Source organism: Escherichia sp. WS547 (assembly GCF_046486065.1).
GTDB classification, from domain to species: domain Bacteria; phylum Pseudomonadota; class Gammaproteobacteria; order Enterobacterales; family Enterobacteriaceae; genus Escherichia; species Escherichia coli.
On sequence record NZ_JBJQMA010000004.1, the window covers coordinates 106,894 to 122,602 of the forward strand.

Here is a 15,709-nt window from a genome sequence, read left to right on the forward strand (position 1 = left end):
ATGATTAACATTTATGCCACTATTGTTTGTAAATTCATATTTCGTAATGCTTCTGAATTTTTCGTGTGATGGTTTTAAATACCATGTTGTTTACTCTTGGGGTTACTGCTTATTTGTAAAATACGGGCATTTCAATAGATGCCCGTATAAGCAGAGTATGATTCTGGCAGATTATTGAGTATCAATGTTGGACCGAATGTGAACGAATAAATAACTCGTTTATTTTACCACCCATTCTCTTTTCGATTCGTTGCTTGTACGCGTAGATGCTACGGATATCCATATCCAGAACTTCAGCAATCTGATATGGATTATAACCAGAAACCATATATCCCATTATGGTGAATTCCATCTGAGTTAATGTGTTCCCTCTGGTAAATGATAAATAACGACCAATAAATAGTTGTCTGATCTTTTCATTGGCAACATCAAGACCATCATCATTATATATGACAGCAGATATTGCAGAGTTGTGTTTTCGCCAGTAGTTAGCTAACGATTGCATATTGCGGTCGCTGACTAAAACAATCCCCATGTCAGTACTTGCAAGATAGTCAATCCAGTCTTTTTCAAGGAATAGACGTAAAAAACTTACTGAAAAATCGACAAAAATATATCCGCTTAATCTCGCATTGTGGTTTTTTGTTAAAATACCTTCCACCACACCACGATTAAAATATGAACTTTCTTCGGGCCACATACAAAAACACGAGTTTGCGCAATACTGCAAACGCGGTGACTCTTCTGGCATTATTTGGCAATGCATTGAGCAACTATTGCATGTAAGACTTTTATAACGACTACAAAGCCCCATGTTAAGAACCTCCCTATCCGTATATAATTGCATAATTTCATTGGTTATTGATGATGTCAATACACCATGATTTTGTAAATTTGCTGGGAAAAATTGCGATTAATCTGAATTTGCTATAATTCTGAGTAAAGCATTTAAAAATGCATTTCTCGTTATTAAATATGATTATGTTTCACTGATTTAATCTTACCTGGTTGATGGTGGTTCAGATAACTATCTCATGGTATGAGAATATCTATATCGCAAATTGTTTTTGAATGACCAGAAGATATCTTGCGAATCTAAGTTATGCATCTTAAATAGTCTTATTTAAGATGTTCAGATCTCTTTGTGTGTTTAACTAACTGATAATACTAGGATATGACGAGAGAAGTGATAGAGCGGAATTATAACAAATGAACATTATGAAAACTGGAATGGTTCAAAATTGTAGCAATTTTGAACCATTCACAATGGATATTAGCTAAAGAACATTACCGATACGCACAGGATACCCACGATCAGCGTAATCAGATTTCCGACGGAACGCCAGGGTTTAAGCGCCGGGATGAGATATGTTGACAGCGTAGGCATGATGAACAGTATCATGGCAATGAGCGGGCCGCTGATCGCGTAAATCATCGAAATCGCGTTCGGGTTAATGCAACAAACAATGAAGGTAATCAGCGATACCAACATAATTGATAGTGCGCGGTTAAATGCACGACTTTTCTTTACACCAACCTGCTGTAATGTTGTTTTGACGACCTCTGTGGCACCTTCAATAACGCCAAAGTACGTACCCAGGAATGATTTCGACATCGCAACTACTGCGACAATAATCCCGGAAATTGACAACCATGCTGGGGCGTTCGGCAGCATAGAAAGTGCCGATAAAATGGTAACCCCTTCTTCTTTAGCCGCTTCAATATACGAAGGTGGAATAGAAAGCAGGCAGCTAAAGACAAAGAACAGTACACTTATGCAGATGATGAGATAAGCGACTTTCATAATTTTTTTGCATTTATCCATAGCGTGTTCGCCATATTTTTCACGTCTGTCTATGGCAAACGTAGAAATAATGGGCGTATGGCTAAAGGCGAAAACCATCACGGGAATCGATATCCATATCTGGTGAAGGGTATTCTGATTGAACTCTACCTGGGTAGTTAATAGATCAGGTTGCCAACTACCGACCAGGTAAATAGAAAGAAATAAGAAATAGGCAATCAATGGGAATACCAAAAATCCCATTACCCGAATAGTGGCATGGCGTCCCATCAGAAAAATGAGATTCAGGATTAATACAACACCCAGACTCACCAACATACGGATACGAAGATCAATAACCATATGCTTTGCCAGCTGTTCCGTAAGTGAGTTGGTAATTGCCACGGCATATATCAACACGACGACAAAAAAGGCGATGAAGTACAGCGTGGTAATCAGATTACCAATCTTCTTGCCATAGTAGTGTGTTACTGCGCCCGTTATCCCTTCACCTGCTGATGTTTTTGATGAGAGGATGAACTGGCATAAGGCTTTATGTGGCCAATATGTTAAAGGCCAGGCGACCAGAGCAGTAATAAACAGGACCACAGCCCCTGCCGAACCTAACTGAATAGGAAGGAAGAGCGTGCCTGCACCAACGGCTGTGCCGTAGAGCGCGAAACTCCACAGAGTTTCTTCTTTTGACCAAATATTAGACATTATCTGAACGTATCATCTACAAATTAAACAAAATGGAGGGCAATTTACCATAAACCAGGTTAAGTATGGGAGATTAACGCCCTTTCTACCTCTCTATTGGTGGGTTAGTGGTTGCAAACCTTACGTGCCAGTTATGTCTCTGACTGCTACTCAGGCATATTTCCTTTGTGATAAAAATCACTTTTTTTAAACAATTAAGATAACTGCAATTAACAATCATTTACTATTGCACTGTTAATTGGTGCGAGGTTGTGATGAAAGACGTTGTGATTGTCGGGGCGTTACGGACACCTATCGGCTGCTTTCGTGGTGCGTTAGCGGGTCATTCCGCTGTGGAACTTGGCAGCCTGGTCGTGAAAGCGTTAATAGAACGTACCGGTGTTTCTGCATATGCGGTGGATGAAGTGATTCTTGGTCAGGTGTTGACTGCAGGGGCAGGGCAGAATCCGGCAAGGCAATCGGCTATTAAAGGTGGTCTTCCTAATAGCGTTTCTGCAATCACGATTAATGACGTTTGCGGTTCCGGGCTTAAAGCACTGCATCTGGCTACTCAGGCGATACAGTGTGGCGAGGCTGATATTGTCATCGCCGGTGGTCAGGAAAACATGAGTCGCGCACCACATGTTCTGACTGATAGCCGCACCGGTGCACAGCTTGGTAATAGCCAGTTGGTTGATAGTCTTGTGCACGATGGGTTGTGGGATGCCTTCAATGATTATCATATTGGTGTCACCGCCGAAAATCTGGCTCGCGAATATGGCATCAGCCGTCAGTTGCAGGATGCTTACGCACTTAGCTCGCAACAAAAAGCGCGAGCGGCGATTGACGCCGGACGATTTAAAGATGAGATCGTCCCGGTAATGACCCAAAGTAACGGTCAGACGTTGGTTGTAGATACCGATGAACAGCCACGCACTGACGCCAGTGCAGAAGGCTTAGCCCGTTTAAATCCTTCATTTGATAGTCTCGGCTCTGTGACAGCGGGTAATGCATCATCCATAAACGATGGCGCAGCTGCAGTAATGATGATGAGCGAAGCCAAAGCACGAGCGTTGAATTTACCCGTGCTGGCCCGCATCCGCGCATTTGCCAGCGTTGGTGTAGATCCGGCATTGATGGGAATTGCGCCGGTGTATGCGACCCGCCGTTGCCTGGAGCGTGTTGGCTGGCAGTTGGCTGATGTCGATCTTATCGAGGCTAATGAAGCGTTTGCTGCACAGGCGCTTTCGGTTGGCAAGATGCTTGAATGGGATGAGCGTCGGGTCAATGTCAATGGTGGCGCGATCGCACTCGGTCACCCAATAGGCGCTTCCGGTTGCCGAATCCTCGTGTCTCTGGTTCATGAAATGGTGAAACGTAATGCCCGCAAAGGACTGGCTACGCTTTGTATCGGCGGGGGCCAGGGCGTGGCATTGACCATTGAACGTGACGAATAGCTCTGCATTTCCTCCTTACCGATAAATATCAGCCGTCATTAATCTGTTGAATAATGGTGGCTGGCGAGTCGACATACATTTTCAGGGCTCCCTGATTTTCCCATTCTCATGACATATTCGTGATCGACACTGCACTTTTTTCAGTCCTTAACTTAAAAATGAAACAATGTTTTATTTTTAATTGAAAACCCTATCCCGTGGGCATATCATCCCCTTATAGAGAAAACGAAACAGTGTTTCACTATCGTTTTCTATTTTCACGCTTCACTGATTATCGGAGGTTGATGTGGACGTAAGACAGAGCATCCACAGTGCGCATGCAAAAACGCTGGATACCCAGGGGCTGCGCAATGAATTTTTGGTTGAAAAGGTATTTATCGCCGATGAGTACACCATGGTTTACAGCCACATTGACCGTATTATTGTTGGCGGCATTATGCCGGTAACTAAAACGGTTTCCGTTGGCGGGGAAGTTGGTAAACAACTCGGCGTAAGCTATTTCCTGGAACGTCGCGAGTTAGGTGTTATCAATATTGGCGGTGCCGGTACGATTACTGTCGATGGTCAATGCTATGAAATCGGTCACCGCGACGCCCTGTATGTTGGTAAAGGTGCAAAAGAAGTTGTCTTTGCCAGTATTGATACCGCCACTCCGGCGAAGTTTTATTACAATTGCGCACCTGCGCATACGACGTATCCCACCAAAAAAGTCACACCGGACGAAGTATCTCCAGTCACGTTAGGCGATAACCTCACCAGTAACCGTCGCACGATTAACAAATATTTTGTCCCGGATGTACTGGAAACCTGCCAATTGAGTATGGGGCTGACGGAGCTGGCTCCGGGTAACTTGTGGAACACCATGCCGTGTCACACCCACGAGCGCCGGATGGAAGTTTATTTCTATTTCAATATGGATGATGACGCCTGCGTTTTCCACATGATGGGGCAGCCGCAAGAAACGCGTCATATTGTGATGCATAACGAGCAGGCGGTGATCTCCCCGAGCTGGTCGATCCATTCCGGTGTCGGAACCAAAGCTTATACCTTTATCTGGGGCATGGTCGGTGAAAACCAGGTCTTTGATGATATGGACCATGTGGCCGTTAAAGATTTGCGCTAGTTGTGGGCATAAACGAATAAGGTATTGTTATGATTTTAAGTGCATTTTCTCTCGAAGGTAAAGTTGCGGTCGTCACTGGTTGTGATACTGGACTGGGTCAGGGGATGGCGTTGGGGCTGGCGCAAGCGGGCTGTGACATTGTTGGCATTAACATCGTTGAACCGACTGAAACCATCAAGCAGGTCACGGCGCTGGGGCGTCGTTTTTTAAGCCTGACCGCCGATCTGCGAAAGATTGATGGCATTCCAGCACTGCTGGATCGCGCGGTAGCTGAGTTTGGTCATATTGATATCCTGGTGAATAACGCCGGATTGATTCGGCGCGAAGATGCTCTCGAGTTCAGCGAAAAAGACTGGGACGATGTCATGAACCTGAATATCAAGAGCGTATTCTTCATGTCTCAGGCAGCGGCGAAACACTTTATCGCGCAAGGCAATGGCGGCAAGATTATCAATATCGCGTCAATGCTCTCCTTCCAGGGCGGGATCCGTGTGCCTTCTTATACCGCATCAAAAAGCGGCGTGATGGGCGTGACGCGATTGATGGCGAATGAATGGGCTAAACACAACATTAATGTTAATGCGATAGCTCCGGGTTACATGGCAACCAACAATACTCAACAACTACGGGCAGATGAACAACGTAGCGCGGAAATTCTCGACCGCATTCCAGCTGGCCGTTGGGGACTGCCGAGTGACCTGATGGGGCCGGTAGTGTTCCTTGCCTCCAGCGCTTCAGATTATGTGAATGGTTATACCATTGCCGTGGATGGCGGTTGGCTGGCTCGTTAATTCATTTCTCTTACTTTTATGACCCTGCCGCATGGCAGGGTTTTTTATACCTGTAGATCATCATAATCCATATCATGGTTATGAAATAATCCATATCAATTATCAATTAATGAACTTTATGAGTTTTATCTGCTTTAAAATTAGGTGGTTAATAATAATCTCAATTATTCAACTTAATTTGAAAATTGGAATATCCATCACATAACGACATGTCGTAGCAATTTAATCCATATTTATGCTATTTCCGACCTGACACCTGTGTGAATTGTTCACGTATTTTTTCACTATGTCTTACTCTCTGCTGGCAGGAAAAAATGGTTACTATCAATACGGAATCTACTTTAACGCCACGTTCTTTGCGGGATACGCGGCGTATGAATATGTTTGTTTCGGTAGCTGCTGCGGTCGCAGGATTGTTATTTGGTCTTGATATCGGCGTAATCGCCGGAGCGTTGCCGTTCATTACCGATCACTTTGTACTGACCAGTCGTTTGCAGGAATGGGTGGTCAGTAGCATGATGCTCGGCGCAGCAATTGGTGCGCTGTTTAATGGTTGGCTGTCGTTCCGCCTGGGGCGTAAATACAGCCTGATGGCGGGGGCCATCCTGTTTGTGCTCGGCTCGATAGGGTCCGCTTTTGCGACCAGCGTAGAGATGTTAATCGCAGCTCGTGTGGTGCTGGGCATTGCTGTCGGGATCGCGTCTTACACCGCTCCTCTGTATCTTTCTGAAATGGCAAGTGAAAACGTTCGCGGTAAGATGATCAGCATGTACCAGTTGATGGTCACTCTCGGCATCGTGCTGGCGTTTTTATCCGATACAGCGTTCAGTTATAGCGGTAACTGGCGCGCAATGTTGGGGGTTCTTGCCTTACCGGCAGTCCTGCTGATTATTCTGGTGGTCTTCCTGCCAAATAGCCCGCGCTGGCTGGCGGAAAAGGGGCGTCATATTGAGGCGGAAGAAGTGTTGCGTATGCTGCGTGATACGTCGGAAAAAGCGCGAGAAGAACTCAACGAAATTCGTGAAAGCCTGAAGTTAAAACAGGGCGGTTGGGCACTGTTTAAGATCAACCGTAACGTCCGTCGTGCTGTGTTTCTCGGTATGTTGTTGCAGGCGATGCAGCAGTTTACCGGTATGAACATCATCATGTACTACGCGCCGCGTATCTTCAAAATGGCGGGCTTTACGACCACAGAACAGCAGATGATTGCGACTCTGGTCGTGGGGCTGACCTTTATGTTCGCCACCTTCATTGCGGTCTTTACGGTAGATAAAGCAGGGCGTAAACCGGCTCTGAAAATTGGTTTCAGCGTGATGGCGTTAGGCACTCTGGTGCTGGGTTACTGCCTGATGCAGTTTGATAACGGTACGGCTTCCAGTGGCTTGTCCTGGCTCTCTGTTGGCATGACGATGATGTGTATTGCCGGTTATGCGATGAGCGCCGCGCCAGTGGTGTGGATCTTGTGCTCTGAAATTCAGCCGCTGAAATGCCGCGATTTTGGCATCACCTGCTCAACGACGACAAACTGGGTGTCGAATATGATTATCGGCGCGACCTTCCTGACACTGCTTGATAGCATTGGCGCTGCCGGTACGTTCTGGCTCTACACTGGGCTGAACATTGCGTTTGTGGGCATTACTTTCTGGCTCATTCCGGAAACCAAAAATGTCACGCTGGAACATATCGAACGCAAACTGATGGCAGGCGAGAAGTTGAGAAATATCGGCGTCTGATTTCACGGGCCGGATGTGCTGTACATCCAGCCCTTTTTTCGTTAATAGAGATTGGGCACCTGGCCGTTGAGGCGTTTGTCTCGTTCCTTATTCAGCCTTGTTGCGGTAACACACATCAGGAGAGAGGAATGAAAACAATTGGTTTGCTGGGAGGAATGAGCTGGGAATCCACCATTCCTTACTATCGTTTGATAAATGAAGGTATTAAACAGCGGCTTGGTGGGCTTCACTCTGCGCAAGTGCTGCTACATAGCGTCGATTTTCATGAAATAGAAGAGTGCCAGCGTCGCGGTGAGTGGGACAAAACCGGGGATATTCTGGCTGAGGCGGCGCTTGGCTTACAGCGGGCGGGCGCAGAAGGTATTGTGTTATGTACCAATACGATGCACAAAGTGGCGGATGCCATTGAGTCTCGTTGCTCTCTGCCTTTCTTACACATAGCGGATGCCACTGGACGTGCAATTATCCGGGCTGGAATGACTCGTGTGGCGCTGCTGGGTACGCGTTACACCATGGAACAGGATTTTTATCGCGGGCGGCTGACGGAACAATTTTCCATCAACTGTCTCATTCCTGAAGCGGATGAACGGGCGAAAATTAATCAGATTATTTTTGAAGAACTGTGTCTGGGGCAATTTACCGAAGCGTCACGCACTTATTATGCGCAAGTGATTGCTCGCCTTGCAGAACAGGGCGCACAGGGCGTTATTTTTGGCTGCACAGAAATTGGTTTACTGGTGCCAGAAGAGCGCAGTGTTCTGCCTGTGTTTGATACCGCGGCGATCCATGCCGAGGATGCTGTCGCTTTTATGCTGTCGTAGCTGACGACAAAATAGCGTCAAGAGAAGTGACCAGTTTCGGTAATCCCGCTTGTAAATGCTCACTAAACGCCTGCACCAGCGCTGATGACGGGCGGTGCAGGGGGCGGATCAGGCTGACGGTGAACGGAACCGCAATACTGAACCGCCGCACCACTAAACCGCTTGCCGCATAATCCAGTGCGGTGAGCGGGTTAACCACCGAAACACCTACCCCCGCCCGTACCATTGCGCAGACTGACGCGGCGCTGTGGGTTTCTACGATCATGCGTCGTTTAACCTGATGTTCAGTAAACAATTGATCCAGCAACTGGCGATAGCTGTCAGTACGGGAAAGGCTGATGTAGTTCTCACTGTGAAAATCTTCTGGCGTTAATATCTCTTTTGCCGCCAGCGGATGACCCGGAGGTAACACACACACTTCATCTAAAGAGAGTAATTCGGTACGTTCTGTTCCCACAGGCGTATGGAGTGTCTCAGTGAGTCCTAAATCATGACGCTGGGCCGAGAGCCACTCTTCAAGTAGCGGTGATTCCTGGGGCACGATATTTAAGCTGACATCGGGATAACGTGCCAGAAAGGGTTGCAGGAGCTGCGGTAAAAAAGATTGCGAAAAGACCGGCAGGCAGGCAATAGACAGTTCTCCCTGGCGAAACTCGCGCAGACTTTCTGCGGCGCTGACAATGCGATCCAGTCCGTACCAGGATCGTTGCACTTCTTCAAACAGACGCAGTCCTTGCACGGTAGGATGCAATCGTCCACGTACGCGCTCAAACAATTTCAGCCCGATCACCTTCTCAAAGCGCGCCAGTTCGCGGCTGACAGTTGGCTGTGAGGTGTGTAGCAGGTGTGCCGCCTCAGTCAGGCTTCCGGCGGTCATTACCGCATGAAAAATTTCAATATGACGTAAGTTAACGGCGGCCATTAGCGCTCTCTCGCAATCCGGTAATCCATATCATTTTTGCATAGACTCAACATAAATCGATATTTTTTATTCTTTTTATGATGTGGCGTAATCATAAAAAAGCACTTATCTGGAGTTTGTTATGCCACATTCACTGTTCAGCACTGATACCGATCTCACCGCCGAAAATCTGCTGCGTTTGCCCGCAGAATTTGGCTGCCCGGTGTGGGTCTACGATGCGCAAATTATTCGTCGGCAGATTGCAGCGCTGAAACAGTTTGATGTGGTGCGCTTCGCACAGAAAGCCTGTTCCAATATTCATATTTTGCGCTTAATGCGTGAGCAGGGCGTGAAAGTGGATTCCGTCTCGTTAGGCGAAATAGAGCGTGCGTTGGCGGCGGGTTACAATCCGCAAACGTACCCCGATGATATTGTTTTTACGGCAGATGTTATCGATCAGGCGACGCTTGAACGCGTCAGTGAATTGCAAATTCCGGTGAATGCGGGTTCTGTTGATATGCTCGACCAACTGGGTCAGGTTTCGCCAGGGCATCGGGTATGGCTGCGTGTTAATCCGGGGTTTGGTCACGGGCATAGCCAAAAAACCAATACTGGTGGCGAAAACAGCAAGCACGGTATCTGGTACACCGATCTGCCCGCCGCACTGGACGTGATACAACGTCATCATCTACAGCTGGTCGGCATTCACATGCACATTGGTTCTGGCGTTGATTATGCCCATCTGGAACAGGTATGTGGTGCTATGGTGCGTCAGGTCCTCGAATTCGGTCAGGATTTACAGGCTATTTCTGCGGGCGGTGGGCTTTCTATTCCTTATCAACAGGGTGAAGAGGCGGTTGATACCGAACATTATTATGGTCTGTGGAATGCCGCGCGTGAGCAAATCGCCCGCCATTTGGGCCACCCTGTGAAACTGGAAATTGAACCGGGTCGCTTCCTGGTAGCGCAGTCTGGCGTGTTAATTACTCAGGTGCGGAGCGTCAAACAAATGGGTAGCCGCCACTTTGTGCTGGTTGATGCCGGGTTCAACGATCTGATGCGTCCGGCAATGTACGGTAGTTACCACCATATCAGTGCCCTGGCAGCTGATGGTCGTTCACTGGAACACGCACCAACGGTGGAAACCGTCGTCGCCGGGCCGTTATGTGAATCGGGCGATGTCTTTACCCAGCAGGAAGGGGGAAATGTTGAAACCCGCGCCTTGCCGGAAGTGAAGGCAGGGGATTATCTGGTACTGCATGATACGGGGGCATATGGCGCGTCAATGTCATCCAACTACAATAGCCGTCCGCTGTTACCAGAAGTTCTGTTTGATAATGGTCAGGCGCGGTTAATTCGCCGTCGCCAGACCATCGAAGAATTACTGGCACTGGAATTGCTTTAACTGCGGTTAGTCGCTGGTTGCATGATGACTTGCCTCCAGCGACGGAGTTGACACTGAATGGCGACGTACCAGCGTCGGACTAAAGACATTAGTGATTTCCGGGAGAGGGCGATTATCCGCCAGTGCCAAAGCCAGTTCGGCAGCCTGCGTCGCCATCGTCACGATTGGGTAACGCACGGTGGTCAGGCGCGGACGCACATAGCGTGACACCAGCACATCATCAAAGCCAATTAACGAAATCTCACCCGGTACATCAATACCATTATCATTGAGAACGCCCATCGCACCCGCCGCCATTGAATCGTTATAACAGGCTACCGCAGTGAAATTTCTGCCTCGTCCCAAAAGCTCGGTCATTGCCTGTTCGCCGCCGCTTTCGTCTGGTTCGCCAAATGTCACCAGCCGGTCATTGGCCGCAATACCACTTTCAGCAAGGGCATCGTAATACCCTTGCAGACGATCTTCGGCGTCAGAAATAGAGTGGTTAGAACACAGATAACCAATGCGGGTATGACCTTGCTGAATTAAATGACGCGTTGCCAGCCAGGCACCGTAACGATCGTCCAGAGCAATACAACGGTTTTCAAAGCCAGGCAGGATACGGTTGATCAGCACCATACCGGGCATTTGTTTCATTAATGAGGCTAAATCGGCATCCGGTATCATTTTGGCATGGACGACCAACGCAGCACAGCGATGGCGGATCAGTTGCTCAATAGCCTGACGCTCTTTTTGTTCGTTGTGGTAACCGTTGCCAATCAATAAAAAATTACCAGTGTGATAAGCCACCTGTTCGACCGCTTTCACCATTGCACCGAAAAACGGATCGGAAACATCACCAACGACCAGACCGACCGTTTCAGTGGTCTGCTGCGCCAGCGCACGGGCGTTGGCGTTCGGGTGATAGCTAAGAGACTCCATTGCACTATGCACAGCAAGCCGTGAAGCTTCGCTGGCTTTGGGTGAATTATTAATGACGCGGGAAACGGTGGCGACTGAAACGCCTGCCAGTCGGGCTACATCCTTTATGGTCGCCATGAAAATACCTTAGTGGGTAAACGCTTACATTCTTTCAGTGTTACGGAAAACGCCCGTTGGTTCAAGGGGTGGCGTGTTTTCATCGTGGGAATGTGAGCCAAACGCAAATAAGTAAGACAAAAAAAGAGATTGCAAACCTTTGGTTACACTTTGCGAAACGCTGTTGCGATTGACCGCTGGTGGCGTTTGGCTTCAGGTTGCTAAAGTGGTGATCCCAGAGGTATTGATAGGTGAAGTCAACTTCGGGTTGAGCACATGAATTACACCAGCCTGCGCAGATGCGCAGGTTTTTTTTTGCCGGTCATCAATCTGTAACAGTAACCGACAATTTACACACCTCGTTGCATTTCCCTTCATTCCTTTGCGTTTTCTCGCTGGCGAAGAGTCGTCGTGCAGACCACAATCAAGATCCCAGAGGTATTGATTGGTGAGATTATTCGGTACGCTCTTCGTACCCTGTCTCTTGCACCAACCTGCGCGGATGCGCAGGTTTTTTTTCGCACCTAATTTACTGTCGCTCGCGTTCTTTATCTCGTGTAATCTCCCTCCATTCGCTTTTACTGAATCAGAGCAAAGGGAGTTGGAATGCTTTTTAGCTTTTTTCGAAATTTGTGCCGTGTTTTGTATCGCGTTCGCGTTACGGGTGACACCCAGGCACTGAAGGGCGAGCGCGTTCTAATCACGCCTAATCACGTCTCTTTTATTGATGGCATACTGCTGGCATTGTTTTTACCCGTACGTCCGGTATTTGCCGTTTACACCTCAATAAGCCAACAGTGGTATATGCGTTGGCTGAAATCATTTATCGACTTTGTTCCTCTCGACCCGACGCAACCTATGGCGATTAAACATCTGGTACGTCTGGTGGAACAGGGCCGACCAGTGGTGATTTTCCCTGAAGGACGAATCACCACCACAGGCTCGCTGATGAAAATCTACGATGGTGCGGGTTTTGTCGCGGCGAAGTCTGGTGCAACGGTTATTCCTGTGCGTATTGAAGGGGCGGAACTTACGCACTTCAGCCGCCTGAAAGGCCTGGTTAAACGTCGCTTGTTCCCGCAAATTACTCTGCATATTTTGCCACCAACGCAGGTAGAGATGCCGGATGCGCCGCGTGCCCGTGACCGTCGCAAAATCGCTGGCGAAATGCTGCATCAAATAATGATGGAAGCGCGTATGGCGGTGCGCCCGCGTGAAACGCTGTACGAATCTTTACTGAGTGCAATGTACCGCTTCGGAGCCGGGAAGAAATGTGTCGAAGACGTCAACTTTACCCCAGACTCCTATCGCAAATTGCTTACGAAAACGCTGTTTGTTGGACGCATCCTTGAAAAATACAGTGTTGAAGGCGAACACATCGGCTTAATGCTGCCCAATGCAGGCATCAGTGCGGCAGTGATTTTTGGGGCCATCGCCCGTCGCCGCATTCCCGCAATGATGAACTACACCGCCGGGGTAAAAGGGCTGACCAGTGCTATTACGGCGGCTGAAATCAAAACCATCTTCACTTCCCGCCAGTTTCTCGATAAAGGCAAACTCTGGCATCTGCCGGAGCAACTTACTCAGGTGCGCTGGGTCTATCTGGAAGATTTAAAAGCAGATGTCACCACTGCCGACAAAGTGTGGATCTTCGCTCATTTGCTGATGCCGCGTCTGGCACAGGTAAAACAGCAGCCGGAAGAAGAGGCGCTGATCCTTTTTACCTCCGGTTCTGAAGGCCATCCGAAAGGCGTCGTCCATAGCCATAAAAGCATTCTGGCGAACGTCGAGCAGATTAAAACGATTGCCGACTTCACCACCAACGATCGCTTTATGTCGGCGTTACCGCTGTTTCACTCCTTTGGGCTGACGGTAGGCCTGTTTACGCCACTGCTCACAGGTGCAGAAGTGTTCCTTTATCCAAGCCCGCTGCATTACCGTATTGTGCCGGAGTTGGTGTATGACCGCAGTTGCACCGTGTTGTTCGGTACCTCCACTTTCCTCGGTCACTACGCGCGTTTCGCCAACCCGTATGACTTCTACCGTCTACGCTATGTGGTGGCAGGCGCAGAAAAACTACAAGAAAGTACCAAACAGCTTTGGCAGGATAAATTTGGCCTGCGGATCCTTGAAGGCTACGGTGTGACCGAGTGCGCGCCTGTCGTTTCCATCAACGTACCGATGGCGGCGAAACCCGGTACGGTAGGGCGTATTCTACCAGGAATGGATGCGCGCCTGTTGTCGGTTCCTGGTATCGAAGAGGGCGGACGCCTGCAACTGAAAGGGCCGAACATAATGAACGGCTATCTGCGGGTGGAGAAGCCAGGTGTACTGGAAGTGCCCACCGCCGAGAATGTTCGCGGCGAAATGGAGCGCGGCTGGTATGACACTGGCGATATTGTGCGTTTCGACGAGCAGGGCTTTGTGCAGATTCAGGGCCGCGCAAAACGCTTTGCCAAAATTGCAGGCGAAATGGTATCGCTGGAAATGGTGGAACAACTGGCACTTGGTGTTTCGCCAGATAAAGTCCATGCCACTGCGATTAAGAGCGATGCCAGCAAAGGCGAGGCGCTGGTGCTTTTCACCACAGATAACGAACTGACGCGCGATAAGTTGCAACAGTATGCCCGCGAGCACGGCGTGCCGGAGCTTGCTGTACCGCGCGATATTCGCTATCTGAAACAGATGCCATTACTTGGCAGCGGCAAACCTGACTTTGTCACGTTGAAAAGCTGGGTAGACGAAGCGGAACAACACGATGAGTGAGTCAGTGCACACTAACACTTCGTTGTGGTCGAAGGGGATGAAAGCGGTTATCGTGGCGCAGTTTCTCTCTGCGTTTGGCGATAATGCACTACTGTTTGCCACTCTAGCGCTACTGAAAGCGCAGTTCTATCCGGAGTGGAGCCAGCCCATCCTGCAAATGGTGTTTGTAGGTGCTTACATTCTTTTTGCGCCGTTTGTCGGGCAGGTGGCGGATAGCTTCGCCAAAGGCCGGGTGATGATGTTTGCCAACGGCCTGAAGCTGCTGGGCGCAGCCAGTATCTGCTTTGGTATCAATCCGTTTCTCGGCTATACGCTGGTGGGTGTTGGTGCTGCAGCCTATTCACCGGCGAAATACGGTATTCTCGGCGAATTAACCACGGGTAGTAAGTTAGTGAAAGCTAACGGTTTAATGGAAGCTTCTACCATAGCGGCGATTTTGCTCGGTTCCGTAGCCGGTGGTGTACTGGCTGACTGGCATGTCCTGTTCGCCCTGGCCGCATGCGCACTGGCCTACGGTGGTGCGGTCGTTGCCAATATCTACATTCCCAAACTGGCGGCGGCGCGTCCGGGGCAGTCCTGGAATCTCATCAACATGACCCGCAGTTTCCTGAATGCCTGCACCTCGCTATGGCGCAATGGTGAAACGCGTTTTTCGCTGGTGGGCACCAGTTTATTCTGGGGAGCAGGTGTCACGCTGCGTTTTCTGTTGGTGCTGTGGGTACCGGTGGCGCTGGGCATTACCGATAACGCTACGCCGACCTATCTCAACGCGATGGTAGCGATTGGTATCGTGGTTGGCGCTGGTGCGGCAGCGAAGTTAGTTACGCTGGAAACCGTGTCACGCTGTATGCCAGCCGGGATTTTGATTGGCGTGGTGGTACTGATTTTCTCCCTGCAACACGAGCTGCTGCCAGCCTATGCCTTGTTGATGCTGATTGGCGTGCTGGGGGGCTTTTTTGTCGTTCCGCTCAATGCGTTGCTACAGGAACGGGGTAAAAAAAGCGTCGGGGCGGGGAATGCAATTGCAGTACAAAACCTTGGCGAAAACAGCGCCATGTTGTTGATGCTGGGCATTTACTCGCTGGCGGTAATGGTAGGCATCCCGGTCGTGCCCATTGGCATTGGCTTCGGTGCGCTGTTTGCGCTGGCAATAACGGCGCTGTGGATCTGGCAGCGCCGTCATTAATATTTAACGCCGGTTTTAATCGGCGTT

12 protein-coding genes are annotated in these 15,709 nt (G+C 49.0%); 8 read left to right on the forward strand and 4 right to left on the reverse strand.

Annotation, left to right across the window (positions count from 1 at the left end):
- Nucleotides 1-181: 181 nt before the first annotated feature.
- Nucleotides 182-814, reverse strand: coding sequence for a helix-turn-helix transcriptional regulator (locus ACJHWK_RS05580; protein ID WP_001305805.1), 633 nt, complete (start codon nucleotides 812-814; stop codon nucleotides 182-184).
- 459 nt (nucleotides 815-1,273) lie between these two features.
- Nucleotides 1,274-2,503: an amino acid permease gene (locus tag ACJHWK_RS05585; RefSeq protein ID WP_000065951.1), complete on the reverse strand. Its 1,230-nt coding sequence runs from the start codon at nucleotides 2,501-2,503 to the stop codon at nucleotides 1,274-1,276.
- Nucleotides 2,504-2,757: 254 nt separating this feature from the next.
- Here ACJHWK_RS05585 and ACJHWK_RS05590 point away from each other — a divergent pair, with 254 nt between their 5' ends.
- From ACJHWK_RS05590 to ygeA, 5 genes are all read left to right on the forward strand, one after another.
- Nucleotides 2,758-3,939 carry an acetyl-CoA C-acetyltransferase gene (locus ACJHWK_RS05590; protein ID WP_000656041.1) on the forward strand — a complete coding sequence of 394 codons (1,182 nt, stop codon included), beginning with the start codon at nucleotides 2,758-2,760 and terminating at the stop codon, nucleotides 3,937-3,939.
- 286 nt (nucleotides 3,940-4,225) lie between these two features.
- Nucleotides 4,226-5,062, forward strand: coding sequence for a 5-dehydro-4-deoxy-D-glucuronate isomerase (kduI, locus tag ACJHWK_RS05595; RefSeq protein ID WP_000383227.1), 837 nt, complete (start codon nucleotides 4,226-4,228; stop codon nucleotides 5,060-5,062).
- A 29-nt stretch (nucleotides 5,063-5,091) separates the two neighbouring features.
- Entirely contained in the window at nucleotides 5,092-5,853 is a 762-nt protein-coding gene (kduD, locus tag ACJHWK_RS05600; protein WP_000603518.1) for a 2-dehydro-3-deoxy-D-gluconate 5-dehydrogenase KduD, read from the forward strand.
- A gap of 314 nt (nucleotides 5,854-6,167) precedes the next feature.
- Nucleotides 6,168-7,586: an arabinose-proton symporter AraE gene (gene araE / locus ACJHWK_RS05605; protein ID WP_001521196.1), complete on the forward strand. Its 1,419-nt coding sequence runs from the start codon at nucleotides 6,168-6,170 to the stop codon at nucleotides 7,584-7,586.
- Nucleotides 7,587-7,714: 128 nt separating this feature from the next.
- Entirely contained in the window at nucleotides 7,715-8,407 is a 693-nt protein-coding gene (gene ygeA, locus ACJHWK_RS05610) for an amino acid racemase (RefSeq protein WP_000848651.1), read from the forward strand.
- Here ygeA and lysR read toward each other — a convergent pair.
- Nucleotides 8,394-9,329 carry a DNA-binding transcriptional regulator LysR gene (gene lysR, locus ACJHWK_RS05615; protein WP_257244926.1) on the reverse strand — a complete coding sequence of 312 codons (936 nt, stop codon included), beginning with the start codon at nucleotides 9,327-9,329 and terminating at the stop codon, nucleotides 8,394-8,396. The two genes, ygeA and lysR, sit on opposite strands and share 14 nt — an antisense overlap.
- A 121-nt stretch (nucleotides 9,330-9,450) precedes the next feature.
- On the opposite strand from lysR, the gene lysA reads away from it, so the two are divergent.
- Nucleotides 9,451-10,713, forward strand: a complete 1,263-nt coding sequence (lysA, locus tag ACJHWK_RS05620) for a diaminopimelate decarboxylase (protein ID WP_021517280.1) — start codon at nucleotides 9,451-9,453, stop codon at nucleotides 10,711-10,713.
- 6 nt (nucleotides 10,714-10,719) lie between these two features.
- Here lysA and galR read toward each other — a convergent pair whose 3' ends face one another.
- Complete coding sequence (gene galR / locus ACJHWK_RS05625) at nucleotides 10,720-11,751, reverse strand: HTH-type transcriptional regulator GalR (RefSeq protein ID WP_000201063.1); 1,032 nt, start codon at nucleotides 11,749-11,751, stop codon at nucleotides 10,720-10,722.
- Between the two features lie 585 nt (nucleotides 11,752-12,336).
- On the opposite strand from galR, the gene aas reads away from it, so the two are divergent.
- Both aas and lplT read left to right on the forward strand, forming a co-directional pair.
- Nucleotides 12,337-14,496 carry a bifunctional acyl-ACP--phospholipid O-acyltransferase/long-chain-fatty-acid--ACP ligase gene (gene aas / locus ACJHWK_RS05630; RefSeq protein ID WP_000899036.1) on the forward strand — a complete coding sequence of 720 codons (2,160 nt, stop codon included), beginning with the start codon at nucleotides 12,337-12,339 and terminating at the stop codon, nucleotides 14,494-14,496.
- A complete protein-coding gene (gene lplT, locus ACJHWK_RS05635) occupies nucleotides 14,489-15,682 on the forward strand; it encodes a lysophospholipid transporter LplT (RefSeq protein WP_170886432.1) in 1,194 nt (397 codons plus the stop codon). The genes aas and lplT overlap by 8 nt, the downstream gene beginning before the upstream one ends.
- Nucleotides 15,683-15,709: the final 27 nt, after the last annotated feature.

Excerpts from the sequence above, each read along its gene's own strand:
- galR (WP_000201063.1), bottom strand. The coding sequence starts at position 11,751 with ATGGCGACCATAAAGGATGTAGCCCGACTGGCAGGCGTTTCAGTCGCC.
- lysR (WP_257244926.1), bottom strand. The coding sequence starts at position 9,329 with ATGGCCGCCGTTAACTTACGTCATATTGAAATTTTTCATGCGGTAATG.
- aas (WP_000899036.1), top strand. The coding sequence starts at position 12,337 with ATGCTTTTTAGCTTTTTTCGAAATTTGTGCCGTGTTTTGTATCGCGTT.
- ACJHWK_RS05590 (WP_000656041.1), top strand. The coding sequence starts at position 2,758 with ATGAAAGACGTTGTGATTGTCGGGGCGTTACGGACACCTATCGGCTGC.
- ygeA (WP_000848651.1), top strand. The coding sequence starts at position 7,715 with ATGAAAACAATTGGTTTGCTGGGAGGAATGAGCTGGGAATCCACCATT.
- araE (WP_001521196.1), top strand. The coding sequence starts at position 6,168 with ATGGTTACTATCAATACGGAATCTACTTTAACGCCACGTTCTTTGCGG.
- ACJHWK_RS05585 (WP_000065951.1), bottom strand. The coding sequence starts at position 2,503 with ATGTCTAATATTTGGTCAAAAGAAGAAACTCTGTGGAGTTTCGCGCTC.
- ACJHWK_RS05580 (WP_001305805.1), bottom strand. The coding sequence starts at position 814 with ATGGGGCTTTGTAGTCGTTATAAAAGTCTTACATGCAATAGTTGCTCA.
- lplT (WP_170886432.1), top strand. The coding sequence starts at position 14,489 with ATGAGTGAGTCAGTGCACACTAACACTTCGTTGTGGTCGAAGGGGATG.
- kduD (WP_000603518.1), top strand. The coding sequence starts at position 5,092 with ATGATTTTAAGTGCATTTTCTCTCGAAGGTAAAGTTGCGGTCGTCACT.
- lysA (WP_021517280.1), top strand. The coding sequence starts at position 9,451 with ATGCCACATTCACTGTTCAGCACTGATACCGATCTCACCGCCGAAAAT.